We start from the raw sequence: 25,439 nt of genomic DNA on the forward strand, positions 1-25,439 counted from the left end.
GTCAGGCCTTCGGCTTTTTCTGCGGCCGCTTCCAGTTGGGGAAACTCACCGGCTTGCTCCGCGCCACGGTCAGCGCGCCCGGTTCGGTCGACTTGTTCACCGTCGATCCGCCCCCGATGGTGCCGCCCGCGCCGATGGTGACCGGCGCCACCAGCACGCAGTTGCTGCCGATGTGCACGTCGGCCTCGATCACCGTGCGGTGCTTGTTGGCGCCGTCGTAGTTGGCGGTGATGCTGCCCGCGCCGTAGTTGACGCGCTCGCCCACCGTGGCGTCGCCCAGGTAGGCGAGATGGTTGGCCTTGGCGCCGGCGGCGAGCGTCGAATTCTTCACCTCGACGAAGTTGCCGATGTGCACCTCGGTGCCAAGCTGCGCGCCGGGGCGCAGGCGCGCGAACGGGCCGATCAGGGCGCGCTCGCCCACCGTCACGCCGGCCTTCTCGCCGTCGATGTGAGTGAACGGATGGATCACCGCGCCGGCCTCGATGCGCGCATTGGCGATCACGCAATTCGCGCCGATGCGCACGCCCTCGCCCAGCGACACCGCGCCTTCGAACACGCAGTTGACGTCGATCTCGACGTCGGCCGCGCAGTCCAGCGTGCCGCGCAGGTCGAAGCGCGCCGGGTCGACCAGGCGCACGCCCTGCTCCATCAGCGCATTCGCCTGGCGCAACTGCCAGGCGCGCTCGAGTGCCGCGAGCTGCACCGGGCTGTTGATGCCCGCCACCTGCAATGCGTCGGTCGTGATGTGCGCCACCACCGGCACACCGTCGGCGGCGGCGAGCTTCACGACGTCGGTCAGGTAGTACTCGTTCTGCGCGTTGCGGTTGTCCAGCCGCGCGAGCCAGCCCTTGAGCAGGCGCGCCGGCACGGCCATCACGCCGCTGTAGATCTCGCGCACCGCGCGCTGCGCCTCGTTGGCGTCCTTGTGCTCGACGATGGCGGTGACCGCCCCGCCGGCCGACGTGCGGATCACGCGGCCATAGCCGCTCGGGTCGTCGAATTCGATGGTCAGCAGCGCCAGGCGCTCGCCCGCGCTGGCCGCGACCAGCGCCCGCAGCGTGGCTTCGCCGATGAGCGGCACGTCGCCCGAGAGCACGACCACCGTGCCGTCGTCCGGCAGCAGCGGCGCCGCCTGCTGCACCGCGTGGCCGGTGCCCAGCTGCGGCTCCTGGCGCGCGAAACGGGGTGTCGCGCCGCCCACAGCGCCGGCCATCGCGGCCTCGACCTCGGCAGCGCCGTGGCCGGTCACGACCACCACATGGCGGGCGCCGATGCGGGCGGCGGTGTCGGCGACATGCGCGATCAGCGCGCGGCCGCCCAAACGATGCAACACTTTGGGCAGTCTGCTTTTCATGCGTGTGCCCTTGCCGGCCGCCATGATCACCACGTCGATCGGCCCCTGGATGTCTTGCTTTTGCTGCTGCGGAGTCTGATTCATGCTTGTGTTTTCCCGGATGCGTTGCGCGGAACTGGCGCGAATTATCGGCGTGCTGCTGCTGGTGTCTGCGCTGGGCGCCTGCAGCGCGGTCAAGCTGGCCTACAACAACCTGCCCGAGGTGAGCTACTGGTGGCTCGACGGGTATTTCGATTTCGACAGCACCCAGACACCCAAGGTGCGCGACGAACTCGCCCAGTTGCTGGCCTGGCACCGGCAGAACGAGCTGCCCAAGGTCATCACCCTGCTGCAGGAAGCGCAAGGCCTGGCGCCGGGCGAGGTGACGCCGGCACAGGCCTGCAAATTCGCCGACAGCATTCGCGAGCGCCTGCTGGCCGTAACCGAGCGCGCCGAGCCGGCCACCACCGACCTGGCGCTCACCTTGAGCGAATCGCAGTTGCAGCAGCTCGAACGCAAGTACGCCAAGCTCAACAACGACTACCGCAAGGACTGGCTCGACCGCACGCCCGCGCAGGTGCAGGAAAAGCGCTACGACCAGTTCCTCGACCGCATGGAAGACTTCTACGGCCGGCTCACGGCCGAGCAGCGCGACCTGCTGAAGCAGCAGGTCGCGCAGTCGGTGTTCAACCCGCAGCTCGCCGATGCCGAGCGCCGCAAGCGCCAGCAGGAAGCGCTGGCGATGCTGCGCGGGTTCGCCACGAAGAAGCCGTCGCCGGCCGAGGCGCGCGCCGCGCTGCATGCTTATCTGCTGCGCATCGCCGAGCCGCCGCCGGGCCCCTGGCGCGACCAGCAGCAGGCGCTGTTGGAGGAAGGCTGCCGCAACCTCGCGGCCCTGCACAACGGCACCAGCGCCAGCCAGCGCGAGCAGGCGGTGCGCCGGCTGCAGGCCTACCAGAGCGACCTGCGGCAACTGGTGGCCACGCGCTGAGGCCGCGGCCGGCGCGCTTTCAGATCAGCGGAACGGGCCGCAGCGGCCGCTCGAAATAGTCGCCCAGCGCCTCCAGCGCATGCGGCTCCAGGATGCGGAGCCACCCCGCATCGAGCTTGTGGAGCCCCTGGCGCTGCAGGCGGCGCAGCGTCTTGTTGGTGTGCACCAGCGAAAGCCCCAGCGCATCGGCGATGTGCTGCTGGTTGAACGGAAACTCCACCCAGCCGTCGCGCACCATGCCCACGCGTTCGGCCCGGCGGTACAGGTGCATGAGCAGCATCGCCACCCGTTCGCCCGCGTTGCGCCGGCCGGTGGTGACGAGGTTGTCGTCCACCATCTTTTCCTCGCGCGCCGCGAGCCAGGTGATGTCGTAGCCGAGCTTGGGCTGGGCATGGAAGAGCGGCCAGAGGCGGTCGCGCGAGAAGGCGCACAGCGAAACGTCGGTCACGGCTTCCACGCCGTGCGTCTGGCCTTCGGCGAATTCGTCCTGCAGGCCGATGAAATCGCCGGGCAGCAGAAAACTCAGGATCTGCCGGCGCCCGTCGGTCAGGGTCTTGTAGCGGAACGCCCACCCCGAATAAAGGGTGAAGAGCTGCGTGCTGGGCCGGTGCTCTTCGATGATCGAGCCGCCCGCTTCCACCCGCCTGGCGCCGACACGAAACGACTGGATGGTCTTGAGCTCTTCCGGCGATGCGGGCAGGAACGCCTCGAGCCGGCGCAGCGCGCAGTCGTCGCAAGGATTCACCCCTTGGGGAGGGGACGCTGCAACTGGATAGTCATCGAATCTCACGCGGCACTATAGGCTTTTGCGCTGTGTCTTTTTACATTTCGCCGGCCGTCGCCGCTGTCTAGACTCCGCAGCGTTTTCCTCCAAGACGCATGACAGACGAACAGCCGCTCCACGAAATTTTCTATTGCAGCGTACTCGCGCAAGACCTGCCCCCCAATGCCGTGGGCACCATCGTCGGCCAGGCACGGGCCCGCAATGCCCAGCGAAAGATCACCGGCCTGCTGGTCTTCGACGGCATGCGTTTCTGCCAGCACCTGGAGGGCCCGCGCGATGCGGTGAAGGCATTGATGCGGAGCATCGAACGAGATATCCGGCATACCGAGGTGCGGCTGGTCCACGAGGGTCCGTTGGAATCGCGCCGCTACAGCGGCTTCGGTCTGGGCCTGGCCGAGAGCGAGGGCCCCGATCTCATGGCCGGCGTGCACGCCCTGGAAGGGGAAGCCGCGCTCAAGCACTTTCTGGCGCTGCGCTCCAGCTTCGACATCAGCGGCTGACTCGACTCTCTTCCGACGCCAATGCGCGCCGGCGATTGCCGTCCGTCTCTTGAGATCAGTTCGACGTTCGACGGGGTTTCGCAGGGAACCCATGGGTACTCGATGCCCAGGCGATCAGAAGGCCGGGAAGCAACAGCGCCAGCAGTGCCCATGGGAAAGCGCCGACACCCGATGTCTCCAGCAGCACCCCGCCGACGATGCCGCCGCCCGCAATGGCAATGTTCCACACCGTGACGAGGATGGATTGCGCCACGTCCGCGCCGGGGCCGGCCGCTTCGGCCGACGCGGTCTGCAGCAAAGCCCCGGAGCCACCGAAAGTCAGCCCCCACGCGGCCACCGCGAGATAGACGACCACCGGTTGGGCGCCGGCGATGCCGAGGCCCAGCGCCGCCAGCGCAAAGCCCGCGAGGCTGAGCAGTACCAGCGAGCGCAGCATCCGGTCGATCAGCAGCCCGCTGATCCAGATGCCCGCCAGTGACGCCAGACCGAAGACCAGCAGCACCACGTCGACCCGATGGGACAGCCCGGCCAGCGCCAGGAACGGCATCACGTAGGTGTAGAGGATGCTGTGCGCCAGCACCCAGAGGGCAAGGACGGCCAGCACCGGACGCACGCCGGGTGTGACGAAGATCTGCCGCACGGGCGCACGCTTTTCCGCCGCCTGGCCTGGATAGTCCGGCACCTGCAGGAAGACCCAGGCCATCACCGCCAGCGTCAACAGCGACATGCCGCCGAATGCGGTGCGCCAGCCCAATGCCGCGCCCAGCAGTGTTCCCAGCGGCACGCCCAATGACAACGCCAGCGGCGCGCCCAACCCCGCCACCGCGAGGGCGCGTCCCTTGAGAGGGTCGGGCACCATGCGCCGCGCATACCCCGCCAGCATTCCCCAGATCAGGCCGCCCGCCATGCCGGCCAGGAAACGCGCAGCCAGCGCGACGGCGTAGCTCGACGTCAATGCCGTGAGCGTGTTGAAGACGAGCAAGGCAATCAGGGCCGCGATCAGCAATGGCCGGCGCCGCCAGCCCAGCGTGGCCGCCGTCAGCGGGATGGCCGCGACCAGCGAGCCGATGGCGTAGAGCGTCACGAACTGGCCCGCGAGCGCTTCCGACACGCCCAGGTCTTCGCTGATGCGCGACAGCATGCCGGCCGGCATCGTCTCCGTCAGCAATGCCAGGAAGCCGGTCATCGCCAGGGCCAGCAAGGCGGCCACGGGCAATCGTTCGGTGCGTTTGCCCGCAAGGGCTGTTGTAGTGGTCATTCAGCTATTTCCCATCGTCATTGCCCGAGTGGCCAGGTGGCCCGCGTTTGGCGTTCGCCGCAGTGTGGATGGGAACGCAACGATGAAAAATAGGCCAAAGCTTCAAATACATGTGACTATCAAGTCATCAATCGAGCAAAGAGAGAGGCCATGGAAAACCTGGGTTCGCTGAATGTCTTCGTTCGCGCCGGCGAAACACGCAGCTTCACGGCTGCGGGGCGGCAACTGGGCATATCGGCCTCGGCCGTCAGCAAGGCCATCGTGCGGCTCGAAGAGCGGCTGGGCGTGCGCCTGTTTCATCGCTCCACGCGCACCGTCAACCTCACGCCGGAGGGCGCGCTCTACCTGGAGCGCTGCCGACGCATCCTCTGTGAGGTGGAGTCGGCCGAAGCGGAACTCCGGCAGACGCAAAGCACACCGCGCGGCAAGCTGCGCATCAGCCTGCCGTCGGTCGGCACGCTGTTCATGCCCAAGCTGGCGGCCTTCAAGCGGCTGCACCCCGAGATCGAACTGGACATCGACTACTCCGACCGGCTGGTGGACGTCATCGAGGAAGGCTTCGATGCCGTGATCCGCACCGGGGAGCCGAGCGATTCGCGCTTGATGGCGCGCCGCATCGGGTCGTGCCGCAAGGTGATCGTCGGCGCACCGGCCTACTTTCGCGAGGCGGGTGTGCCGCACAAACCGGAAGACCTCGCAAGCCACGCCTGCCTGCTCTATCGCTTTCACAGCACGGGAAAGCTGGACGTCTGGCCGCTGGGCCTTGCGGCCGGTGCACCCGCCATCGACCTGCCAGCCAGCATGGTGACCAACACGCTCGATCCGCAAGTGTGCTTTGCCGAGCAGGGGCTGGGCATTGCCTGTGTGCCGGAGATCGCCGTGCGCCGGCAATTGGAAGAGGGCCGCCTGGTCACGGTGCTGGACGAATACAACCGGGACCACATGATCTTCCATGTGCTGTGGCCGTCGAGCCGACACCTGTCGCCCAAGATCCGGGTATTCGTGGACTTCATCGTGGAGCACCTGTTTCCACTTTGAACGAACGGAGCGCGGTACTCCGGCTCGCTGCTGTTCCAGCGCCAGGGCCAATCAGCGACCCGCTAGATAAGCCCCTTAAAAAAGAAAAAAGGCGGCCGAAGCCGCCTTTGTGCGTCCATGGAACCGGTGACCGTTCAGGCCTGATCCCATGTGTAGGTGGCACCGTAGCCATCCCATGCTTCCATGACGATGCGCTGGCCGGCGGCCACGGTCATCGATTCGCCCGGTGCGAGCACCAGGTCTTCGCTGGGATTGGCCAGCGTGGCATCGGGCGTGATCCATACCCGGCCCTGCTTGACGCGCAGGACGCTGGCCGCACGCGCCTTCAGGCTCATTGCCTCGCCGGGGGCAATCTGCCAGGCGCCGCGGCGTACGGCCGGCGGCACGGCGGCGGCAGCGGTACGGGCGGGGATCGACAGGGAAGCGAGCGATTGGGTGGTGCAGACGGCGGTGGACATGATGAAACTCCTTGGGCTTGCCGAAGTGCGATTGACAGGACGGAGGCAATGGCGCAGTTCGGGAATGAATGATCGTTTCCCGGGCGTTGTGGGTCCAATGAAAACGAAGTAGCCTACTGATGCTGGTTTCGCATCAATCGACCCGACCGCCGGCCTGCCGCCGGAATCCCTCTTCATGCAACATTCGCAAACCCACCTGCGCTCCCGCCCGATCTCCGCCGGCCACCTCCGTGCCTTCGAGGCCGTCGCCCGGCACCTGAATTTCCGCGCCGCGGCCGAGGAAATGGCGCTGACCCAATCGGCGGTCAGCCGCCAGATCCAGTCGCTGGAAGAAGAAGTGGGCGTGTCGCTGTTCCTGCGCCACACGCGGGCGGTGGAGCTGACCAGCGCCGGAGCGCAGCTGCTGCTCGCGGTGCAGCAGTCGCTGCCGCGCATCGACATGGCGGTGCGCCAGATTCGCCAAAGCGCGGGACGCAAGAGCGTGTCGCTCACCACTTTTGCGTCGTTCGCCTCGATGTGGCTGATCCCGCGGCTGGAGGCCTTCCAGCGCGACAACCCCGAGATCGACATCCGCATCGATGCCAGCGACGTGGCGGTCGACCTCGAAGTGGCCGACGTGGACATCGCACTGCGCTACGGCCCGCGCGAAGCCATGCCGCCCACCGCCGTGCGCCTGTTCGGCGAGAACCTGACGCCGGTGGCGAGCCCCTGGCTCATCAAGAGCAGCCCGCCGATCAAGACGCCGGAAGACATCACGCGCTTCACGCTGATCGAGGCCGGCGATGCGCATCGCACGCACCTCGAATGGCTGACGTGGCGCCGCTGGTTCGAAGTGAATGGCCTGGAGCGCGCGCAGCCCAAGCGCTGGCTCTACTTCAATTACGCCTACCAGATGGTGCAGGCCGCGCTCACCGGACAGGGCGTGGTGCTGGCACGCAGTTCGCTGATCGCCGAAAGCCTGGCCAACGGCGACCTGGTCGAGGTGCTGCCGCAGCACCGCATGGATTCACCGATGTCCTACTGGCTCATCGCCGGCCCGCGCAACGCGCTGCGGCCCGAGATCAAGGCCTTCTGGGACTGGCTGCTGCTGCAGGCCGACACCACGCGCGGGACCATCGGCGAGGTGCCCGATCCGGACACCATCGACGACATCGATTGATCGGGAATGCGGCCGCCGCCGGGCCGCCCCAAGGCGGGCCGCGCCTCCCCCTTGGGGGGTGGAGTTACACGAAGTGAAAAGCCGGGGGGCTCAAGACATCGGCCAGACGACGCCGTTGTCGTTGAGGATGGCGTCCAGAGGCAGGTCGTGCGCTTCGGGCTCGAAGTCGTCGAGGAAGCCGTGCGTGAAACCGAGGCCCACCGTGAACGGCCGCGGCTCCAGCGCCGCCAGCGTGCGGTCGTAGAAACCGCCGCCGTAACCCAGCCGGTAGCCGCCGGCGCTGTAGCCCACGCAGGGCACGAACAGCAGGGTCGGCACGATCAGCTCGGTGTCCTTGGGCTTGGGGATGCCGTAGGCGTCTTCTTCCATCTGGCAGCCGGGGTACCAGGCATGGAAGGTGAGCGTCTTGTGAACCTTGTCGATCACGGGCAGTCCGATGCGGCGGCGCTGCGTCTCTTCCATCAGCTCGCCGTCTTCCTTCCAGCGGTGCAGCGCGGGCAGTGGATCGAACTCGCCCTTGATCGGCCAGTAGGCGCCGATCACGGTGTCGGGCCGGCCAACCAGCCAGATGCGCATGACGCGCTGCAGCAGGTCGGCGCGTGTCAGCCGGTCCGGCATCGCCAGACGTTGTTCGATCAATGCCTTGCGCAACTGATCCTTCAGAAAACTCGCCGTCGCCGAGGTGTCGGCTCCCTTTGACTTGTCCATAATCCCCCGATGCAGTTCCCAAGCATTTTGGCATCCATGCGCAACCGCCCGCGCAACGCAACGCCAGCCGTTGCTTTTTCCCTCGTCCTGACTGCCGCCGCACTGCTTTTTCATCCACCCGCCAGCGCACAGACCAACACTAACGACGACGTGCTGGTGCAGATGAAGCAGGCCTTCCAGCGCGGCGACAAGGCCCGTCTCACCGCCCTCCTGCCCCAAGCCCGCGGCCACGCGCTCGAACCCTGGGCCGCTTACTGGGAACTGAAGGCCCGCCTGCAGGAAGCCGCGCCGAACGAAGTGCAGGACTTCTACGCTCGCTACCCCGGCACTTATCAGGAAGATCGTCTCCGCAACGACTGGCTGCTGCTGCTCGGCCAGCGCCGCGACTGGGACGGCTTCTCGGCCAACGTTGCCGGCTACCGCATGGGCGACGACGCGCAGGTGCGCTGCTACGCGGTGCTGGTCGACACGCTGCGCTCGGGCACCGCCACCCAGGCCCAGGCCGACGAAGTGCGCCGCAACTGGTTCAGCCAGAAGGAAGCCGACGACGGCTGCCTCACCGCCGCCGACCGCATGGTCGCCGCCCGCCTCATGTCGACCAACGACGCGTGGAAGAAGGCGCGCCTGGCCATCGAGGCCAACCGCCCGCAGGCCGCGCGCGGCGCCGTCACCATCGCAGCGCCCGATGCGCTGCCGCTCTTCGAGGAGCTCAACGCCAGCTCGGCCAAGTTCCTCGTCGGCCGTGCCTTCGTCGCGGCCAAGTCGCGCAAGGAGCTGGTGGTGCTCGCGCTCATCAAGGTCGCGATTGCCGACCCCGACATGGCCGCCTCGCAGCTCGACAGCAAGTGGGGGCCGATGCTCTCGGCCGAAGAGCGCAACTGGCTCTGGGGCGCCATCGGCCGCGCCTCGGCCAACAAGCTCTCGCCGCAGGCCGTGGGCTATTTCGGCAACGTGACGAAGAACAGCGACCTGTCGGACGACATGCTCGGCTGGCGCGTGCGCGCCGCGCTGCGCGCCGGCCAGTGGAAGGACGTGGCGCCCGCCATCAACGCGATGAGCGAAACCGCCCAGCTCGATCCCACCTGGGTCTACTGGAAGGCCCGCGCGCTCGCCAGCGAACGCAGCGAGGAACGCCGCGCCCAGGCCCGCGAGCTCTACACCAGCATCGCCGGCACGCGCGGCTTCTACGAAATGCTCGCGCTCGAAGAGCTGGGCCAGCGCGTCGTCGCGGCCACCCGCCCCGCCCCGCTCACGCCCGAGGAAAAGGCGGCGGCGCGCAGCAACGTCGCGCTCAACCGCGGCCTCTACGCGATCGCGATCGGCCTGCGCTCCGAAGGCACGCGCGAGTGGAACTACGCCACCAACCTGCACGACAAGGGCGGCATGGACGACCGCGCGCTGCTGGCCGCGGCCGACTTCGCCTGCCAGCGAGAGGTGTGGGACCGCTGCATCAACACCAGCGAGCGCACCAAGGGCGTGATCGACGTGGAGCAGCGCTTTCCGATGCCCTTCCACGACACCGTGCTGCGCAAGAGCCAGGACATCGGCCTCGATCCGGCCTACGTGTACGGCCTCATCCGCCAGGAAAGCCGCTTCATCATGGACGCCCGCTCGGGCGTCGGCGCCTCGGGCCTCATGCAGGTCATGCCCGCCACCGCGCGCTGGACGGCCCGCAAGATCGGCATGACCGACTTCACGCCCGGCCAGATCAACGACCGCGAGACCAACATCACCATCGGCACCAACTACCTGAAGCTCGCGCTGGACGACTTCGATGGGTCCATGGCGCTGGCGGCCGCGGCCTACAACGCCGGCCCCGGCCGCCCGCGCAACTGGCGCAACGGCCCGGTGCTCGACGCCGCGATCTGGGCCGAGAACGTGCCCTTCACCGAAACCCGCGACTACGTGAAGAAGGTGCTGGCAAACACCACCAACTACGCGGCGATCATCAGCGGCCGGCCGCAGTCGCTGAAGGAGCGGCTGGGCCGCATCGGGCCGCGCGACGCCGCCGAACCCGAACCGAACAAAGACCTGCCCTGACATGAGCTGGCACGACGAGGTGCTCGACACCATCGCGTCCGAGTTCTCGGACGTGACGGATATCGCGCAGCTCACCCGCATCGTCGTTCGCCTCACGCTCGCCGGCGTGCTCGGCTTCATGCTCGGCTTCGAGCGCGAGCAGCAGGGCAAGGCGGCCGGCGTGCGCACGCACATGCTGGTGGCGATCGGCTCGGCGATGTTCGTGCTGATCCCGCAGCAGACCGGCATCGTGCCGGCCGACATGAGCCGGGTGATCCAGGGGCTGGTGGCGGGCGTGGGTTTTCTCTGCGCCGGCACCATCCTCAAGCAGGGCAAGGACGAATCGCACGTGCAGGGCCTCACCACCGCCGCCGGGCTCTGGATGACTGCGGCCATCGGCATGGCCTGCGGGCTCGGCCGCGAAGCCACCGCCTTGCTGAGCGCGCTGCTGGCGCTGGCCGTGCTGTCGCTGGTGCCGCGGCTGGTGAGCCTGCTCGAGCGCACCATCGCGAAAGACGACGCACAGCGCGTGATCGCCTCGCCGGACGACAAGTCCCGCGACCGCTGACAGGCATCAATTCGCGCCGCGTTCGGCATCAATGGCGGCGCGCCGCGCGGCTAGCATCGAAGGCTTTGCCCTCACCGAATCGAACCGAAGGAATCCTCATGCGCAAGCTCTACATCGGCAACAAGAACTACTCGTCGTGGTCCATGCGCCCCTGGGTGCTCATGAAGCAGGCCGGCATCGCTTTCGACGAGGTGATGGTGCGCTTCGATTCCTTCGAGGCGGAGTCGCAGTTCAAGCACACCATCGCCGCGCTGAACCCGGTGGCCAAGGTGCCGGTGCTGGTCGATGGCGACCTCGTGGTCTGGGACACGCTGGCCATCGCCGAATACCTGGCCGAGACTTTTCCCGAGAAGCAGCTGTGGCCCAAGGGCGTGGCCGACCGGGCACGCGCGCGCAGCATCTGCGCCGAGATGCACTCGGGTTTCGGCGGCCTGCGCGGCCATTGCGGCATGAACATCGAGGCGTCGCTGCCCGACGTCGGCGCCCGGCTGCTCGAGGAACAGCCCGAGGTGCGCAGCGACCTCGACCGCATCGTGCAGATGTGGGGCGACCTGCTCAACACCCATGGCGGCCCGCTGCTGTTCGGCGACTTCACCATCGCCGACGCGTACTTCGCGCCCATCGGTACGCGCATCAAGACCTATGGCCTGCCGGTGCCGCCGGCCATCTCGGCCTACATCGAACGCGTGCAGGCGCTGCCGGGCATCAAGGCCTGGATCGACGAAGCGCTGGCGGAGAAGGATTTCCTGCAGTTCGAAGAGCCCTACCGCACAGCGCGATAGGGCTTGCTCGCGCGGCAGGCGGGATCAGAACCTGTAGGTTGCCGACAGGAAGGTGACGATCGGGTTCAGCTTCAGGCTCGCTTCGCTGCGGGCGACCGGCAAGCCGGTGATCGACGTCGTCGTCAGCTTGGCCTTGGTCTTCAGCGGGATGTACGACACCGAGAAGGCGATGCCCCAGTGCTTGTCGAGCTGGTAGGAGACACCGGCATTGAGCACGGGCGCGAACGAGCTGTCGAGCTTGGCGGTGGTGTTCACCGAGTACGGCGACTGGCGGAACTGGCTGGCCAGCGCGCCCTGCAGGTTCGAGGTGAGCTTCACGTCGCTGTACCAGACGTAGGTGGCGCCCAGGCCCACGAACGGACGGAAGGCGTCGTTGCCTTCGTTGAAGTTGTACTTGACCAGGACCGTGGGGCTCCACTGGCGGGCTTCGCCCAGTTCGCCCACCCGGGCCAGCGTGCCCTGGCCCTCGAGCTTGAACTTCGGCGGAATGCCCAGGACGCCTTCCACAGCCCAGTGGCTGTCGATGAAGTAGGCCAGGCTCAAACCGAGCGTGTCCGAGTCCTTGACGCTGGCGCCCGAACCCGGCAGCACGCTCTGCACCGGCGCCGTCACCTGGAGCGGCTTGCTCGAGTCCTGAGGCGCGAGGTGGAACCAGCCTGCTCCCGCGACCCAATCGCCGGCGTTTTGCGCAAACGCGCTGCCGGACGCCAAGGCACCCAGAGCCGCCAGCGCAAACATTGTTTTCTTCATGATGTGAATGCTCCTTTGGTTGAAATATCCCGGTGAACGCGATGCCAGCCCGTGGTCGGCGCTGCGTTCCAGCAAATAAACGAACGTTCGTTCTGTTTGCAATTCGAAATTATCGAACGCTCGTTCTATTTAGTGAGTGCGGGGTATCCCTATCCCTAACTCCCACCTCATTCGCCGCCCCATTCGCCATCTCCCACATTCCTCATCCCTACACTGCGGCCATGAAAATCTTTCTCGTCGGCGGCGCCGTCCGCGACCGGGTGCTCGGGCTGCCGGTGTCCGACCATGACTGGCTGGTCGTCGGCGCCACGCCCGAAGACATGACCCGGCGCGGCTACCTGCCCGTGGGGCGCGACTTTCCGGTGTTCCTGCATCCGAAGACGCGCGAGGAATACGCCCTCGCCCGCACCGAGCGCAAGAGCGCGCCCGGCTACCGCGGCTTCACCGTCCACACCGCGCCCGACGTGACGCTGGAGCAAGACCTCGCCCGCCGCGACCTGACCATCAACGCCATCGCGCTGCCGGCCGAACTGGTGAGCGGCGACGGTCAATTCGAACCTGACCCCGAAAAACTGGCCGACCCCTTCCACGGCCAGCGCGACCTGCAGGGCAAGGTGCTGCGCCACGTGACCGACGCCTTCCGCGAAGACCCGGTGCGCATCCTGCGGCTGGCGCGCTTTGCCGCGCGCTTCGACGATTTCTCGGTCGCCCCGGAAACCATGGCGCTGATGCGCGAGATGGTGCGGGCCGGCGAGGCCGATGCGCTGGTGCCCGAGCGCGTCTGGCAGGAGCTCGCGCGCGGCCTCATGGAAGCGCGGCCTTCCCGCATGTTCGAGGTGCTGCGCGAATGCGGCGCCCTCGCCGTGCTGCTGCCCGAGGTCGATCGCCTCTGGGGCGTGCCGCAGCCCGAGGCGCACCACCCCGAGATCGACACCGGCGTGCACCTGATGATGGTCATCGACACCAGCGCGCGGCTTTCGGCCAGCCTGCCGGTGCGCTTTGCCTGCCTGATGCACGACCTGGGCAAGGGCACCACGCCCGCCGACGTGCTGCCGCGCCACATCGGCCACGAGAAGCGCAGCGTCGACCTGCTGCATGCGGTGTGCGATCGCTGGCGCGTGCCGGTCGAGATCCGCGAGCTGGCCGAGGTGGTCGCGCGCGAGCACGGCAATGTGCATCGCAGCGGCGAGCTCGATGCGGCGCCGCTGGTGCGCCTGCTGGAGCGCTGCGACGCCTTCCGCAAGCCCACGCGTTTTGCCGAAGTGCTGCTGGCCTGCGAGTGCGACGCGCGCGGCCGGCTCGGCTTCGAGGACAGGCCCTATCCGCAGCGCGAACGCCTGCTCGCCGTGCTGGCCACCGCCGCGGCCGTGCCCACCGACGTGGTCGCGCGCAAGGCGCAGCAATCGGGCGCCACCGGGCCGCAGATCGGCGACGCCATCCACCGCGCGCGCATCGAGGCCGTGGCGGCATCGCTGCAAGAAAGCTGAAGAAAAGTCGCGGTCGGCCTTTCGCGCACATCGCGGGCATGACTTCTGGCACTTCTCCCTGCAAATCGGCCCGATAGCATCGATCGGGTGAATGCCACCGAGCCGACGCTGTCACACCCATCCCCGCCGCCCCGCCCGGCGGTGCCGGGCGATCTTGGCCTTCGCGTGCTGCGGGAGCATGTGGCCTCGGTGTACGCGGCCTACAACGCGTCGATCCTGGTTCACTTCGGCCTCGGCGCGGCGCTGGGCATCGTCATGTACGTGCACCGCCCGCGGTGGTGGATCCTCGCGTGGATGGCCGCCCACCTGAGCTTCGGCCTCGCCCTCTTCCTCATGCCCCGCTGGCGCGCCGATGTGCCGCTGAAGGACACCACCCGCTGGGCGCGCCGGCATTCGCGCACCGTCACGCTGGTCAGCATGGCGACGGCGACCGCGCCGTGGCTCTTCATCTCGGCCGACGACCTGCCCACCACCTCGGTGCTGACCGTCGTCGTCATCGGCAGCTGCGCCCGCGCCATGCAGCTCCTGTGGCCGCTCAAGCCCGCGCTCTACGGCTACACCCTGCCGATGATGGCGAGCCTGATCGCCGCGCTGGCCTGGCAGGGCGACGCGATGCATCTCTTCCTCGCGGTCTTCAGCCTCGGCTACCTGCTGTTCACGCTGCGCGTGGGCGGCCAGCAGCACAAGCTCCTGACCGATTCGCTGGTGCTGCGCTTCGAGAACGAGGCGCTGGCCGCCCAACTGGGCGTGCAGATCGCCGCCGCCGAGCGCGCGAGCGCCGAGAAGACGCGTTTTCTCGCCACCGCCAGCCACGACCTGCGCCAGCCGCTGCATGCCATCGCGCTCTTCGGCGCCGCGCTGGAAAACGAACTGCGCGAGCACCACGGCAGCCGCAACGCGCAGCGGCTGATGCGCGCGGTGAATGCGCTGGGCAATTCGCTCGACACCATGCTGGACGTCTCGCGCCTGGACGCGGGCGTGATCACGCCGGACATCGCGCCGGTGTCGCTGGACGCGATGTTCCGCTCCCTCAACCACATGTTCGCGGCGCAGGCCGAGCAGCGCGCGCTGCAGTTGCGGGTGCGCGCGAGCGGCCTGTGGGTGCACAGCGACCCGCAACTGCTCTACCGCATGCTCTCGAACCTCGTGGACAACGCGCTGAAGTACACCGCGCACGGCGGCGTTTCGGTGCGTGCTCGCGCGCGCGGCACCGTCGTGTGGATCGAGGTGCTGGACACCGGCATCGGCATCGCGCCCGAGCAGCAGGACCGCGTGTTCGAGGAGTACTACCAGGTGCAGAACCCGGGCCGCGACCGCGCCCAGGGCCTGGGCATCGGCTTGTCGATCGTCGAGCGGCTGTCGCGGCTGCTCGACCATCCGGTGCAGGTGACTTCGCGCGTGGGCCGCGGCACGCGCTTTCGCCTGCAGTTGCCGATGGTCGCGGCCGCGCCGCAGCACGAACAGCAAGCGGCGGCCTCGATGCAGCAGCCACAGCGAACGGCTGCCGCACCCGTAATCTCCATCGCGCCTGCCGCGCACCCATTGCCATCGGCCGAGGCAATACAGGCAGCGCACGGCCGCGTTCTCCTGATCGACGACGAGGCCGAGATCCGCGAGGCCATGGCCCGGCTGCTGCAGGGCCACGGCATCGCAGTGGAGACGGCCGCCAACGAGGCCGAGGCCATCGACGCGCTCGGCCGGCCCGGAACGCAAGCCGAGCCCTTCGTGCTGCTGCTGTGCGACTACCGCCTTGCCAACGGCGACAACGGCCTCGACGTGGGCCTGCGGCTGCAGCGCCGCTTCGGGCTCGACGCGCCGCTGGTGCTGGTCACCGGCGAGACCGCGCCCGAGCGGCTGCAGCGCGTGCGCGCCTCCGGCGTGCCGGTGCTGTTCAAGCCGGTGAACGCGGCCACGCTGCTGCGCATGCTGGGCGATTTCATGCCGGGCCTGGCCACGCGGCCTGCCTGAGAGCGATCGAGGGAAAGATCGGCAGGTCGCGGCCCCCGCCGCGAAACACGTCCGGTTTTGGCCGACACGCGGCGCACAAAGCGCGTGTTATGGTTTTTCCCAATGCCAAAGTCCTCCGACAGCAACCACCAGTTGCCACCTCCGCTGGGCCGCGACGCCGCCCTTTTCCTCGACTTCGACGGCACGCTGGTCGGCCTTGCGCCCACCCCCGAAGCCATCGAGATTCCCCCCGCGCTCGTCGCCCTTCTCAGCGATCTGCGCGACCAGCTCGGCGGTGCGCTGGCCGTGGTGTCGGGGCGCCAGATCGACTCGATCGACCGCTTTCTCGCGCCGCTGCGGCTGCCCGCGGCCGGCGAGCACGGCGTGCAGCGCCGCGATGCCCAGGGCCACATGCAGGAGCAGCACGCGCCTGATCTCGTGCCGATCCTGGACATTGCCAACGAACTCGCACGGGTGCACGAAGGCCTCCTGGTGGAGCGCAAGCACGCTGCCATTGCCCTGCACTACCGGCTCGCGCCGCAGCTGGAGGCCGTGTGCCGCGATGCGATGTCGCGCGCCATCGAGGGCCGTCCGGCGCTCGAACTCATGCACGGCAAGTTCGTCTTCGAGGTCAAGCCCGCGGGCGTCAACAAGGGCATTGCCATCGACGCCTTCATGACCGAGGCGCCCTTCGCGGGCCGCACGCCGGTCTTCGCGGGCGACGACACCACCGACGAGAGCGGCTTCGCGGTCGTGCAGCCGCGCGGCGGCATCGCGATCAAGGTCGGCTCGGGGCCCAGCCTCGCGCTGCACCGGCTCGAATCGCCGCGCGCGGTGTACGAATGGCTGGTGCAGGCGCGCGACATGCTGGTGGCGAAGCCCGACGAAAACACGCCAGAGAAAACGAAAACCGAAGAACCGAGGAACCCCGGATGAGCGAAGAACAACTGTCGAAGGCGCCCGAGGACCGCGCCGGCGAGGCGCTGGCCGACGCCGCCGGCCCCGACGACCGCGCGCCGGTCGACCTGCAGGCCGCCACCGCGCCCGGTCCGCGCGGTTTCGCGCCGCCGGCCGATCCTTCGCTCGATGTCGGCGTGATCGGCAACTGCGCCTACAGCGCGCTCATCGACGCACGCGGCCGCGCCGTGTGGTGCTGCCTGCCGCGCTTCGACGGCGACCCGGTGTTCAACGCGCTGCTGCATCCCGGCGAAGGCGCGGGCGCGTGGAGCATCGACATCGAGGACTTCGCCGAAGCCAAGCAGTGGTACGAGCCGAACACGGCCGTGCTGCGCACGCAACTCTTCGACAGCGCCGGCCAGGGCATCGAGATCACCGACTTCGCGCCGCGCTTCTACAGCCGCTCGCGCTACTTCCGCCCGCTGATGATGGTGCGCCGCGTGCGGCCGATTGCCGGCGCGCCGCGCATCCGCGTGTCGCTCGATCCGCGCTTCCAGTGGGGCGCATCGGAACCCATCGAGGTGACGCGCGGCAGCAACCACATCCGCTACGTCGGCCCCGACGTCACGCTGCGGCTGAACACCGACGCCTCGATCTCGCACATCCTCGCGCGCCAGCCCTTCGTGATCTCGCGCGAATACAACTTCATGTTCGGCGTGGACGAGACGCTGCTCGACGGCATCGCCGACACCGCGCGCAAGTTCGAGCAGGAAACCATCGCCTACTGGCGCACCTGGAGCAAGCGCCTCGCGATTCCGTTCGAGTACCAGGACGCGGTGATCCGCGCGGCCATCACGCTCAAGCTCTCGCTGTACGAGGACACCGGCGCCATCGTCGCCGCCATGACCACCAGCATCCCCGAGGCGCCGGGCAGCCAGCGCAACTGGGACTACCGCTACTGCTGGCTGCGCGATGCCTTCTTCGTGGTGCGCGCGCTCAATTCGCTGAGCGAGGTGGGCACGATGGAAGACTACCTGCGCTGGCTCGGCAACGTGGTGATCGGCTCGCACGGCGAGCACATCCAGCCGCTCTACGGCATCGGGCTGGAGCGTGAGCTGCCCGAGTCCTTCGTCGAAGGCCTTCCGGGCTACCGCGGCATGGGGCCGGTGCGCGTGGGCAACCAGGCGCAGGAGCATTTTCAGCACGACGTGTACGGCAACATCGTGCTCGGCGCGGCGCAGGCGTTTCACGATCACCGGTTGCTCGCCCGCGCGGGCGTGGCCGAGTTTCCGCACCTGGAGGCAGTCGGCGAGCGCGCGGTGAGCGTCTACGGCACGCCCGACGCCGGCATGTGGGAGCTGCGCACCCGCGCCCGCGTGCACACCAGCTCCGCGCTGATGAGCTGGGCCGCCTGCGACCGGCTCGCCAAGATCGCGCGCACCCTGGAGTTGCCCGACCGCGCCACCTACTGGCACGGCCATGCGGCGCGCATGAAGGAAGAAATTCTTGCCAAGTCGTGGTGCGAGGAGCGCCAGGCCTTTGCCGAGAGCTTCGGCGGCCACGAGCTCGACGCGAGCATCCTGCTGATGGTCGAAGTGGGCCTGATCGATGCGCGCGACCCGCGCTTCATCTCCACCGTCGACGCCATGGAAAAGTCGCTCTGCGACGGCCCCTACATGCGCCGCTACGAAGCGGCCGACGACTTCGGCAAGCCCGAGACCGCCTTCAATATCTGCACCTTCTGGCGCATCGACGCACTTGCCAAGATCGGCCGCAAGGCCGAGGCACGCCAGATCTTCGAGACCATGCTCGCGGCGCGCAATCCGCTCGGCCTGCTCTCGGAAGACACCCACCCGGTCACGGGCGAGATGTGGGGCAACTTTCCGCAGACCTACTCGATGGTCGGCATCATCAATGCGGCTGTGCGTCTGTCCGCTCCCTGGGACTCCTGCATATGAGCCGTCTCGTAGTCATCTCCAACCGCGTGGCCGACCCACGCAAGCCCGCCGCCGGCGGCCTGGCCGTCGCCCTCGGCGAAAGCCTTCAACAAAGCGGCGGCCTCTGGTTCGGCTGGAGCGGCCAGATCGTGGAAGACGGCCCCACCGGCGAAGGCGAGCTGCACAAGCACCAGGCCGGCAAGGTCACGCTCGCCACCATCGACCTGAGCCGCGAGGACCACGACGCCTACTACCTCGGCTACAGCAACGACGTGCTCTGGCCGGTGTTCCACAACCGCCTGGACCTGGCCCACTTCGAGGCCGGCTTCATCGGCGGCTACCGGCGCGTGAACCAGCTCTTCGCGCGCAAGCTGCTGCCGATGCTGAAGGACGACGACGTCATCTGGATCCACGACTACCACCTGATGCCGCTCGCCGCCGAGCTGCGCGCGATGGGCTGCAAGCAGCGCATCGGCTTCTTCCTGCACATTCCGCTGCCGCCGCAGATCATCGTGGCCGCCATTCCGCAGCACGAGTGGCTGATGCGCTCGCTGTTCTCGTACGACCTGATCGGCTTCCAGGCCCAGCAGGACGTGCAGCACTTCGAGCACTACGTGCGCAACGAGGCGCGCGGCGAGTACCTGGGCAACGACATGTACCGCGCCTACGGGCAGACGGTGCGCTGCAGCGCTTTCCCGATCGGCATCGACGTCGATGAATTCGCCGCGCTCACGCACGCGAAGGAATCGCGCGACATGTACGAGACCATGAAGCGCGAGTACTCGAGCCGTCGCCTGTTGCTGGGCATCGACCGGCTCGACTACTCCAAGGGCATTCCACAGCGCGTGCGCGCATTCCGCGAACTGCTCGCGAACTATCCCGAGAACCGGCGCAGCGCGACGCTGATCCAGATCGCCTCGCCCACGCGCGAGACGGTCGATGCGTACGGCGACATCCGGCGCGAACTCGAATCGCTGTGCGGCGCGATCAACGGCGACTACGGCGAACTCGACTGGATGCCGGTGCGCTACATCCACCGCATGGTGGCGCGCAAACGCGTGCCGGGCCTCTGCCGCGCCGCTGCAGTCGGACTGGTCACGCCGCTGCGCGACGGCATGAACCTCGTCGCGAAGGAATACATCGCGGCGCAGGACCCGGCCGATCCGGGCGTGCTGGTGCTGTCGCGCTTTGCCGGTGCGGCGGAGCAGTTGAAAGAGGCGCTGCTGGTCAATCCGTACGACACGCACGGCACGGCGGAGACGGTCCAGCAGGCGCTGCAGATGCCGCTGGAAGAGCGGCGCGAACGGCATCAGAAATTGCTGTCGCGGATTCGCGAGCAGGACATTCACTGGTGGCGGCGGACCTTTCTCGACGCGTTGCGCGAGGCGGCGAGCGAGCGCTGAGGCTGCTGTTCGGGGCGGCGATCACGCCGACGGGGTACCTTGCTCCGCGAATGTCCCCCGGCTTCGCCTCCTCCTTGATTTCGCTGCGCAAGGCACCCCATCGGCGTGCTCGTTTTTCAGAGCCGTCGTTGATCAGCTGTTCACCCAGAGCGTGCCCAAGTGCGCAGGGCATCGGGTGCTCCCCGCAGCGAAATCAAGGGGGAGAGCGAAGCCCGGAGGACATTCGCGGAGGGGAGTACCCGGTGGCCTGTGCACCCGCCCAGAATGCAGCTCCTACAAGCCAGTGAGCAGCCGCACAAAGCGCATCACAGGCCGAGCCTCGGAATAGGCAGAAGCCGCCGGCGCCTCCTTCGTAGGCGCATGAACCCGCAGATGCGAAGGCTTCAGCGCCGACACCTCGATCCACCCGCCGTGCGCCATGCGATGCACGTCGCCTTCATCGAGCGCCGTCTCGCTCATGAACACCATGCCGCCGAACCACCCAGGCGGCGACACCAACCGCACACGCCCTTCGGCCACCTGCAGCCAGGTGCCCGCATCGACGCAGGTGCGCAGCGACTGGCCGGGCTCCAGGACGATGGAGTCGGGTGCTTGGGACAGGGTGGTGATCATGGCGGGCCTCGGAGGTGAGTGAGTGAGCGGTGGAAAGCGAATCGGCGAGTCCAGATCGTAGAAATTCGGGCGCTCGAAAAACAGACACAACCAACGCCTATTCGCACCGGAACAGCCAGTCGACAGCCCATCTGTTATGGTCGTTTTCCCGTTCAACTGCATCTGTTTTCGGATGCCCGTTTGGGGGAGCATCGACGCCATGGACTCGCTACCGCTCTACCGGCAACTCGCAGCGCACTACGTGGATGCGATCCACACCGGCTCGCTCAAGCAGGGCGACAAGCTGCCTTCGCTGCGCACCCTGATGCGCCTGCACGAGATCAGCCTCTCGACCGCGCTGCAGCTGTGCCGCGCGATGGAGAGCGACGGCTGGGTCGAGGCGCGCGACCGCTCGGGCTACTTCGTGCGCCGGCCGCAGCGCCTGGCCATCGCGCCGATGGAAGAGCCCGTGGCCGACGTGCCACCCGACCCCGCGCAGTTCGTCAGCATGCGCACCCGCATGGCCACTTTCATGGCGCGCGGGCGCCACACCGGCGTGAAGCTCAACTTCGCCATCGCGCGCGCCGCCCCCGAGCTGTACCCGGCCGAGGCCCTGCGCAACTCCATGACGCGCGCGCTGCGCCAGCGGCCCGAGCTGCTGACCACCGCTTCGTCCCAGAAGGGCCACGAGCAGTTCCGCGAGGCCGTGGCGCAGCGCAACCTGCGCGTCGGCATGACGGTGTCGCCGGACGAGGTGCTGGTCACCAACGGCTGCATCGAGGCGCTGAATCTCGCGCTGCGCGCCGTCGCCAAGCCCGGCGACACCGTGGCCGTCGAATCGCCCACCTTCTACGGTCTGCTGCAGGTGCTGGAAAGCCTGAACATGCGCGCGCTGGAAATCCCGACCAGCCCGCAGACCGGCATCTCGATCGAAGCGCTCGACCTCGCGATCCACACCTACGACGACATCAAGGCCGTGGTGGTGGTGCCGCATCTGCAGAACCCCATCGGCAGCGTGATGCCCGATGCCCACAAGCAGCGGCTCGTGCAACTGTGCGAGAGCCACGGCATCGCGCTTGTCGAAGACGACACCTACAGCGACCTGGTCGAGAGCGAGGTGCCGCTGCGCGCCGTGAAGTCGTGGGACCGCACGGGCAACGTGATCTATTGCGCCTCGCTGCACAAGGTGCTGGCGCCAGGCCTGCGCCTGGGCTGGATCACTGCCGGCCGGTGGCACGCGCAGGTGGAAATGCTCAAGTACGCGCAGACGCGCAACAACGAGGCGCTGGCGCAGATCGCCGCGGGCGAGTTCATCGCAAGCGGCGCCTACGACCGGCACCTGCGGCGCCTGCGCGACCGGTTGCACGCGCAGCGCGACCAGACGGCGGATGCCATCGCGAAGTACTTTCCGCCGGGCACGCGGCTGAACCTGCCGCGCGGCGGCCTTCAGCTGTGGGTCGAGTTGCCCGAGCAGCGCTCGTCGGTCACCGTGTTCGAGGCCGCGCTGCGCGAGCACATGCTGGTGTCGCCGGGCGCGCAGTTCTCCAACTCGGGGCGCTTCGACAACTACCTGCGCATCAACTGCGGATGGCCGTACTCCAAGGCGGTGGACGCGGGGTTGCAGCGGCTGGGCGAGATCGTGTCGTCCACGCGCAAGCTGCCGCGCGCGCCGGCAGCAGGCTAGACGATGTAGAAGACGACGGCGTCGCGCCGCACCGCCGCCTCGGCGAAGAAACGCTTCACGCCTTCCATGAAGTCCGCCAGATCCTCGGCGCTGCCCTGCCAGGTCTTCGCCCAGTAGAGCTCGGCGAACTGCGCCGGCTCGCCGGTGAATCGCGCCACCAGCTCGGGCACGCTGCGCCGCGCCAGCCGGGCCGCCGCGCGCTCGACATGGCTGGCCGTCAGGTAGATGCAGCCCAGGCCCTCCGTGCCTTCGAGCTGTTCGCCGTCCACGGCCTCGGGCAGCAACACGCGCACCACGTCCCATGCCTGCTCCACCGTCTGGCTGGCGTGCGGTCCGCCCTTGTCCTCGGGCGTGTGGAAGAGAAAACCCGACACGCTGGCCGGATCGATGACCAGCCCGCGCAGCCGGTAACGGTCGAAGGCGTAGAACGCGCCCCCGATGCTCACGTGCTCGGCTCCAGCCGCGCGGCCCGCGCGACCGCCGCCAGTGCGAGGCTCACGTTGTCGATGTTGCGCTGCGCGTTCGCGAGATTGCCGAAGTGGTCCGGCGCGCAGATCTGGTTGAGCAGCAGCGTGCGCTTGAAATGCTTCAGCGCCTCGCGCAGGTCGCCCTCTTCCTGCGCGATCAGGCCCAGGTCGTTGTGGGCGGTGGCCGCGCTGGTGGAAATGCCCCGGCAGCTTCGCTCCTGGATCGCCAGCGCGCGTTCGAACAAGGGCTTGGCGTGCTCGGCCTCGTTGCGCGCCATGTGCAGTTGCGCAAAGTTGATCAAGAGGTCGGCGTGCAGGTCGGCATCGCCCTTCCCGTTCTCTTCCGGCGCGAGCTTGTCCAGGTGCACCATGGCCCGCGCATAGCAGAGCTCGGCCTTCTGGTCCTGGTCGGTGGTCGCGTAGAGAAACGCCAGGTTGTTGATGGCTCGCACCACGTCGTCGGTCGAGTTGCCCTTGCTGAGCGCCACGGCCATCGCGATGGTCTTCTTGTAGAGCACCTCCGCTTCTTCGGAGCGGCCGGCGCCGGCGTGCAGCAGCGCGAGCGTGTTGCTCGGGCCGAGCCGCCAGCTGTCGTCAAGGCCCAGCTGGTCGATGATGGCCAGGCATTCATCGAGCAGCGACACCGCCTTGTCGTGCCATTGCAGCTGCCGGCAGAACTCGGCGTGATTGATGAGGTGCAGCACGACGGCCTTGCCGAGCCCGCCGCCGCACAGTTGCCGGCTGGTGTGGACGGCCTCGGCGCACAGCCGCTCGGCGAGCGCCAGGTCGCGCCGCTCGAAGGCGGCCTTGTAGCGCCGCTCCTGGTCTTCGAGCAGGCCGAGCAGCACGGTGTCGTCGCCCGGACCGCGACCGGCGGGCAGGCCCGCGCGCAACTGTCGCGCGGCGTGGTGTTCGCCGATCCCGGCCAGGGTCATGGCCAGCGCCTTGCGCACGATGTCCATGTCTTCCGCCGGCATGCCGATCTGGCGGCCGATGGCAAGGCTTTCCTCCAGGCTGGCCTTGGCCTCGTCGAAGGCCTTGAACTGGTAGCAGGCCTGGCCGTGCATGCACAGCGACATCGCGAGGTTCTGGTGCGGTCCCTTGAAGACCTTGCGCGCGTTGGCGACGATCTGCTCGCCGAGCGCCACGGCCCGGGCCCAGTCGTGCGTCTCGGCGGCGATGACGAAGCGCTCGCGCAGCGCGTCGGCGTGGCTGAGCGCTTCGAGGTCGTAGGCTTTCGCGGCCGGCCGGCGCGCAGCGTCGATTTCATCCTGCCGCTTCAGGCGCACGTGGACCCAGTAGATGTCGAACAGGAGCCAAGGGCCGAGCAGGCCCAGACAGAACCCCGAGCCCGGCAGGCTGCTGACGCCGACGAGCAACAGCAGCAATTGCGCCGCGCCGCCCAGGTAGCTGCCCAGATAGAAACGGTGCGCACCCAGGAAGCCCCCGACCACCAGCAGCAGCCAGGCGAGCGGCTTGCGGCGGGGGGACTGGGGTGGCGATATGTGCATGGTTCGCCGAGCGTATTCCGCTCAGTCCAGCAAAGCCAGCGCGGCGTAGTCGCCGACCTTTTCGCCGAGGCCAGCGGGCACAAGAAGCACGCCGCGGGTGAGCGGCATCAGCTTGCCGTCGATCTGCGCCTGCAGCCGGGGCAGCAGGAAATCGCGGTGGTGCCAGAACACGCTGCCGCCCAGGCTGATGCGCTGCAGGTCCAGCGTGATGACCATGTTGTAGAGCATGCGGCCCATGACGCGGCACAGCGCATCCACGATTTCCAGCGCATGCGGTTCGCCGGCCGAGGCCGCCGAGAACAGGTCGGGGGCGGGTTGGCCGAAGCGGCGCGAAATCGAGTTGCCGGCGACCAGTGCCTCGACATCGCCCAGGTTGCCGCAGCCGCACAGCGCGCCGCTTGCGTCGTCCACCACGAAGCTGTGCCCCGCATGGCCTGCATTGCCGTTCTTGCCGCGCAGCGCCCGCCCGTCGACGCAGAGGCCGACGCCGACGCCCGTGCTCCAGGTGGCATACGCACAGTGATCGAACCCCTTGAGCGCGCCCCAGTGGCGCTCGGCCTCCAGGCCCGCCACCGCATCGTTCTCGACACGCACCTGCCCAAAGCGCTTGGCCAATGGCGCTTCGATGATGGCGGTCATCCACTGGTTGGGCAGACCGCGCGCCGGACCGGCGATGCCGCCGCAAATGTTCGGCGTTGCGAGCTCGACCATGCCGTCGTGCAGCTCGAAGGGACCGGTCGACGACACGCCCACGCGGTCGATGGTGGCCGGATCGACCCCCTGCTCGGCGCAGACCTCGTCGATCATCCGCATGATCTGCACCGCCACGGCGTCGTTGTCGCCGGTCTTGGCGGTCGGCTCGCTGCGGCGACCGATCAGCGGCGCGTCGGCGGAGGGGGAAAGGCTCACGGCCACCTTGGTGCCGCCGATGTCTACGCAGGCTCTCATTGCGGTTTTTCTCTTCTTCTCTAGAGGAGGCGCGCCACCAGCGCCGCGATCATGCTGAGCACCAGGGTGCTTGCAATCGGCAGCTGCCAGTCGCGGCCGAAGGCGCGAAACTCGAAATCGCCGGGCAACCGTCCGAAGCCGAAGCGGCGCAGCCAAGCGGTCAGCCCGCTCATGAGCACCAGTGCAAGGACGACGACGATCAGCCAGCGAAACATGAGG

Annotated in this window: 24 protein-coding genes; 13 read left to right on the top strand and 11 right to left on the bottom strand. The window is 68.0% G+C overall.

Annotation, left to right across the window (positions count from 1 at the left end; all coding sequences use genetic code 11):
• Position 1: 1 nt before the first annotated feature.
• Positions 2 to 1,438 carry a bifunctional UDP-N-acetylglucosamine diphosphorylase/glucosamine-1-phosphate N-acetyltransferase GlmU gene (gene glmU / locus QFZ83_RS23195; RefSeq protein ID WP_307510458.1) on the bottom strand — a complete coding sequence of 479 codons (1,437 nt, stop codon included), beginning with the start codon at positions 1,436 to 1,438 and terminating at the stop codon, positions 2 to 4.
• Between glmU and QFZ83_RS23200 the strand changes: the two genes are divergently transcribed.
• On the top strand, positions 1,437 to 2,324 hold the full coding sequence (locus QFZ83_RS23200) for a DUF6279 family lipoprotein (RefSeq protein ID WP_307510460.1): 888 nt from the start codon (positions 1,437 to 1,439) through the stop codon (positions 2,322 to 2,324). The genes glmU and QFZ83_RS23200 overlap by 2 nt on opposite strands.
• 19 nt (positions 2,325 to 2,343) lie before the next feature.
• Here QFZ83_RS23200 and QFZ83_RS23205 read toward each other — a convergent pair whose 3' ends face one another.
• Positions 2,344 to 3,069, bottom strand: coding sequence for a Crp/Fnr family transcriptional regulator (locus QFZ83_RS23205; protein WP_306880326.1), 726 nt, complete (start codon positions 3,067 to 3,069; stop codon positions 2,344 to 2,346).
• A gap of 134 nt (positions 3,070 to 3,203) precedes the next feature.
• On the opposite strand from QFZ83_RS23205, the gene QFZ83_RS23210 reads away from it, so the two are divergent.
• Positions 3,204 to 3,608, top strand: a complete 405-nt coding sequence (locus QFZ83_RS23210) for a BLUF domain-containing protein (RefSeq protein ID WP_307510461.1) — start codon at positions 3,204 to 3,206, stop codon at positions 3,606 to 3,608.
• A 55-nt stretch (positions 3,609 to 3,663) separates the two neighbouring features.
• On the opposite strand, the gene QFZ83_RS23215 is transcribed toward QFZ83_RS23210, so the two are convergent.
• Entirely contained in the window at positions 3,664 to 4,866 is a 1,203-nt protein-coding gene (locus QFZ83_RS23215) for an MFS transporter (protein ID WP_307510462.1), read from the bottom strand.
• Between the two features lie 150 nt (positions 4,867 to 5,016).
• Between QFZ83_RS23215 and QFZ83_RS23220 the strand changes: the two genes are divergently transcribed.
• Complete coding sequence (locus QFZ83_RS23220) at positions 5,017 to 5,904, top strand: LysR family transcriptional regulator (RefSeq protein WP_307510464.1); 888 nt, start codon at positions 5,017 to 5,019, stop codon at positions 5,902 to 5,904.
• A gap of 134 nt (positions 5,905 to 6,038) precedes the next feature.
• On the opposite strand, the gene QFZ83_RS23225 is transcribed toward QFZ83_RS23220, so the two are convergent.
• Entirely contained in the window at positions 6,039 to 6,362 is a 324-nt protein-coding gene (locus tag QFZ83_RS23225; RefSeq protein ID WP_176660242.1) for a DUF2917 domain-containing protein, read from the bottom strand.
• 175 nt (positions 6,363 to 6,537) lie between these two features.
• Between QFZ83_RS23225 and QFZ83_RS23230 the strand changes: the two genes are divergently transcribed.
• A complete protein-coding gene (locus QFZ83_RS23230; protein WP_307510467.1) occupies positions 6,538 to 7,521 on the top strand; it encodes a LysR substrate-binding domain-containing protein in 984 nt (327 codons plus the stop codon).
• 90 nt (positions 7,522 to 7,611) lie between these two features.
• On the opposite strand, the gene QFZ83_RS23235 is transcribed toward QFZ83_RS23230, so the two are convergent.
• The gene (locus QFZ83_RS23235; RefSeq protein WP_093443293.1) at positions 7,612 to 8,229 is read right to left on the bottom strand and encodes a 5-formyltetrahydrofolate cyclo-ligase; all 618 of its coding nucleotides are present in this window, start codon (positions 8,227 to 8,229) and stop codon (positions 7,612 to 7,614) included.
• Positions 8,230 to 8,265: 36 nt separating this feature from the next.
• Between QFZ83_RS23235 and QFZ83_RS23240 the strand changes: the two genes are divergently transcribed.
• From QFZ83_RS23240 to QFZ83_RS23250, 3 genes are all read left to right on the top strand, one after another.
• Positions 8,266 to 10,269 (top strand): lytic transglycosylase domain-containing protein, encoded by a 2,004-nt coding sequence (locus QFZ83_RS23240; RefSeq protein WP_307510470.1) that lies wholly within the window; start codon positions 8,266 to 8,268, stop codon positions 10,267 to 10,269.
• A 1-nt stretch (position 10,270) separates the two neighbouring features.
• Positions 10,271 to 10,816, top strand: coding sequence for an MgtC/SapB family protein (locus QFZ83_RS23245; protein ID WP_307510472.1), 546 nt, complete (start codon positions 10,271 to 10,273; stop codon positions 10,814 to 10,816).
• A gap of 98 nt (positions 10,817 to 10,914) precedes the next feature.
• Positions 10,915 to 11,598 (top strand): glutathione S-transferase family protein, encoded by a 684-nt coding sequence (locus QFZ83_RS23250; RefSeq protein WP_307510474.1) that lies wholly within the window; start codon positions 10,915 to 10,917, stop codon positions 11,596 to 11,598.
• 24 nt (positions 11,599 to 11,622) lie between these two features.
• Here QFZ83_RS23250 and QFZ83_RS23255 read toward each other — a convergent pair whose 3' ends face one another.
• Positions 11,623 to 12,348, bottom strand: a complete 726-nt coding sequence (locus QFZ83_RS23255; RefSeq protein WP_306880332.1) for an OmpW family protein — start codon at positions 12,346 to 12,348, stop codon at positions 11,623 to 11,625.
• A 221-nt stretch (positions 12,349 to 12,569) separates the two neighbouring features.
• Here QFZ83_RS23255 and QFZ83_RS23260 point away from each other — a divergent pair, with 221 nt between their 5' ends.
• From QFZ83_RS23260 to otsA, 5 genes are all read left to right on the top strand, one after another.
• Positions 12,570 to 13,835, top strand: coding sequence for a multifunctional CCA addition/repair protein (locus tag QFZ83_RS23260; protein ID WP_307510476.1), 1,266 nt, complete (start codon positions 12,570 to 12,572; stop codon positions 13,833 to 13,835).
• 87 nt (positions 13,836 to 13,922) lie between these two features.
• The gene (locus QFZ83_RS23265) at positions 13,923 to 15,803 is read left to right on the top strand and encodes a hybrid sensor histidine kinase/response regulator (RefSeq protein ID WP_307510478.1); all 1,881 of its coding nucleotides are present in this window, start codon (positions 13,923 to 13,925) and stop codon (positions 15,801 to 15,803) included.
• Between the two features lie 102 nt (positions 15,804 to 15,905).
• Positions 15,906 to 16,718, top strand: a complete 813-nt coding sequence (gene otsB, locus QFZ83_RS23270) for a trehalose-phosphatase (protein ID WP_307510480.1) — start codon at positions 15,906 to 15,908, stop codon at positions 16,716 to 16,718.
• Complete coding sequence (locus QFZ83_RS23275) at positions 16,715 to 18,637, top strand: glycoside hydrolase family 15 protein (RefSeq protein WP_013539515.1); 1,923 nt, start codon at positions 16,715 to 16,717, stop codon at positions 18,635 to 18,637. The genes otsB and QFZ83_RS23275 overlap by 4 nt, the downstream gene beginning before the upstream one ends.
• Positions 18,634 to 20,019, top strand: a complete 1,386-nt coding sequence (gene otsA, locus QFZ83_RS23280) for an alpha,alpha-trehalose-phosphate synthase (UDP-forming) (RefSeq protein ID WP_013539514.1) — start codon at positions 18,634 to 18,636, stop codon at positions 20,017 to 20,019. Before QFZ83_RS23275 ends, otsA begins: the two co-directional genes overlap by 4 nt.
• A 273-nt stretch (positions 20,020 to 20,292) precedes the next feature.
• Here otsA and QFZ83_RS23285 read toward each other — a convergent pair whose 3' ends face one another.
• A complete protein-coding gene (locus tag QFZ83_RS23285; RefSeq protein ID WP_307510484.1) occupies positions 20,293 to 20,631 on the bottom strand; it encodes a hypothetical protein in 339 nt (112 codons plus the stop codon).
• Between the two features lie 199 nt (positions 20,632 to 20,830).
• On the opposite strand from QFZ83_RS23285, the gene QFZ83_RS23290 reads away from it, so the two are divergent.
• Positions 20,831 to 22,294 (top strand): PLP-dependent aminotransferase family protein, encoded by a 1,464-nt coding sequence (locus tag QFZ83_RS23290; protein WP_307510486.1) that lies wholly within the window; start codon positions 20,831 to 20,833, stop codon positions 22,292 to 22,294.
• Here the strand turns inward: QFZ83_RS23290 and QFZ83_RS23295 are convergent.
• From QFZ83_RS23295 to QFZ83_RS23310, 4 genes are read right to left on the bottom strand one after another with little or no spacing between them, the layout of a single operon-like run.
• Positions 22,291 to 22,740, bottom strand: a complete 450-nt coding sequence (locus QFZ83_RS23295; protein WP_306880339.1) for a DUF1877 family protein — start codon at positions 22,738 to 22,740, stop codon at positions 22,291 to 22,293. The two genes, QFZ83_RS23290 and QFZ83_RS23295, sit on opposite strands and share 4 nt — an antisense overlap.
• The gene (locus QFZ83_RS23300; RefSeq protein WP_307510489.1) at positions 22,737 to 24,272 is read right to left on the bottom strand and encodes a tetratricopeptide repeat protein; all 1,536 of its coding nucleotides are present in this window, start codon (positions 24,270 to 24,272) and stop codon (positions 22,737 to 22,739) included. The genes QFZ83_RS23295 and QFZ83_RS23300 overlap by 4 nt, the downstream gene beginning before the upstream one ends.
• A gap of 21 nt (positions 24,273 to 24,293) precedes the next feature.
• A complete protein-coding gene (locus QFZ83_RS23305) occupies positions 24,294 to 25,220 on the bottom strand; it encodes an ROK family protein (RefSeq protein WP_306880341.1) in 927 nt (308 codons plus the stop codon).
• Between the two features lie 20 nt (positions 25,221 to 25,240).
• On the bottom strand, positions 25,241 to 25,435 hold the full coding sequence (locus QFZ83_RS23310) for a DUF2905 domain-containing protein (RefSeq protein ID WP_013539508.1): 195 nt from the start codon (positions 25,433 to 25,435) through the stop codon (positions 25,241 to 25,243).
• Between the last annotated feature and the right edge of the window lie 4 nt (positions 25,436 to 25,439).

The organism is Variovorax sp. W1I1, assembly GCF_030815625.1.
Classification (GTDB): Bacteria; Pseudomonadota; Gammaproteobacteria; order Burkholderiales; family Burkholderiaceae_C; genus Variovorax; species Variovorax paradoxus_C.

Excerpts from the sequence above, each read along its gene's own strand:
- QFZ83_RS23200 (WP_307510460.1), top strand. The coding sequence starts at position 1,437 with ATGCTTGTGTTTTCCCGGATGCGTTGCGCGGAACTGGCGCGAATTATC.
- glmU (WP_307510458.1), bottom strand. The coding sequence starts at position 1,438 with ATGAATCAGACTCCGCAGCAGCAAAAGCAAGACATCCAGGGGCCGATC.
- QFZ83_RS23210 (WP_307510461.1), top strand. The coding sequence starts at position 3,204 with ATGACAGACGAACAGCCGCTCCACGAAATTTTCTATTGCAGCGTACTC.
- QFZ83_RS23215 (WP_307510462.1), bottom strand. The coding sequence starts at position 4,866 with ATGACCACTACAACAGCCCTTGCGGGCAAACGCACCGAACGATTGCCC.
- QFZ83_RS23220 (WP_307510464.1), top strand. The coding sequence starts at position 5,017 with ATGGAAAACCTGGGTTCGCTGAATGTCTTCGTTCGCGCCGGCGAAACA.
- QFZ83_RS23225 (WP_176660242.1), bottom strand. The coding sequence starts at position 6,362 with ATGTCCACCGCCGTCTGCACCACCCAATCGCTCGCTTCCCTGTCGATC.
- QFZ83_RS23230 (WP_307510467.1), top strand. The coding sequence starts at position 6,538 with ATGCAACATTCGCAAACCCACCTGCGCTCCCGCCCGATCTCCGCCGGC.
- QFZ83_RS23235 (WP_093443293.1), bottom strand. The coding sequence starts at position 8,229 with ATGGACAAGTCAAAGGGAGCCGACACCTCGGCGACGGCGAGTTTTCTG.
- QFZ83_RS23240 (WP_307510470.1), top strand. The coding sequence starts at position 8,266 with ATGCGCAACCGCCCGCGCAACGCAACGCCAGCCGTTGCTTTTTCCCTC.
- QFZ83_RS23245 (WP_307510472.1), top strand. The coding sequence starts at position 10,271 with ATGAGCTGGCACGACGAGGTGCTCGACACCATCGCGTCCGAGTTCTCG.
- QFZ83_RS23250 (WP_307510474.1), top strand. The coding sequence starts at position 10,915 with ATGCGCAAGCTCTACATCGGCAACAAGAACTACTCGTCGTGGTCCATG.
- QFZ83_RS23255 (WP_306880332.1), bottom strand. The coding sequence starts at position 12,348 with ATGAAGAAAACAATGTTTGCGCTGGCGGCTCTGGGTGCCTTGGCGTCC.
- QFZ83_RS23260 (WP_307510476.1), top strand. The coding sequence starts at position 12,570 with ATGAAAATCTTTCTCGTCGGCGGCGCCGTCCGCGACCGGGTGCTCGGG.
- otsB (WP_307510480.1), top strand. The coding sequence starts at position 15,906 with ATGCCAAAGTCCTCCGACAGCAACCACCAGTTGCCACCTCCGCTGGGC.
- QFZ83_RS23275 (WP_013539515.1), top strand. The coding sequence starts at position 16,715 with ATGAGCGAAGAACAACTGTCGAAGGCGCCCGAGGACCGCGCCGGCGAG.
- otsA (WP_013539514.1), top strand. The coding sequence starts at position 18,634 with ATGAGCCGTCTCGTAGTCATCTCCAACCGCGTGGCCGACCCACGCAAG.
- QFZ83_RS23285 (WP_307510484.1), bottom strand. The coding sequence starts at position 20,631 with ATGATCACCACCCTGTCCCAAGCACCCGACTCCATCGTCCTGGAGCCC.
- QFZ83_RS23290 (WP_307510486.1), top strand. The coding sequence starts at position 20,831 with ATGGACTCGCTACCGCTCTACCGGCAACTCGCAGCGCACTACGTGGAT.
- QFZ83_RS23300 (WP_307510489.1), bottom strand. The coding sequence starts at position 24,272 with ATGCACATATCGCCACCCCAGTCCCCCCGCCGCAAGCCGCTCGCCTGG.
- QFZ83_RS23305 (WP_306880341.1), bottom strand. The coding sequence starts at position 25,220 with ATGAGAGCCTGCGTAGACATCGGCGGCACCAAGGTGGCCGTGAGCCTT.
- QFZ83_RS23310 (WP_013539508.1), bottom strand. The coding sequence starts at position 25,435 with ATGTTTCGCTGGCTGATCGTCGTCGTCCTTGCACTGGTGCTCATGAGC.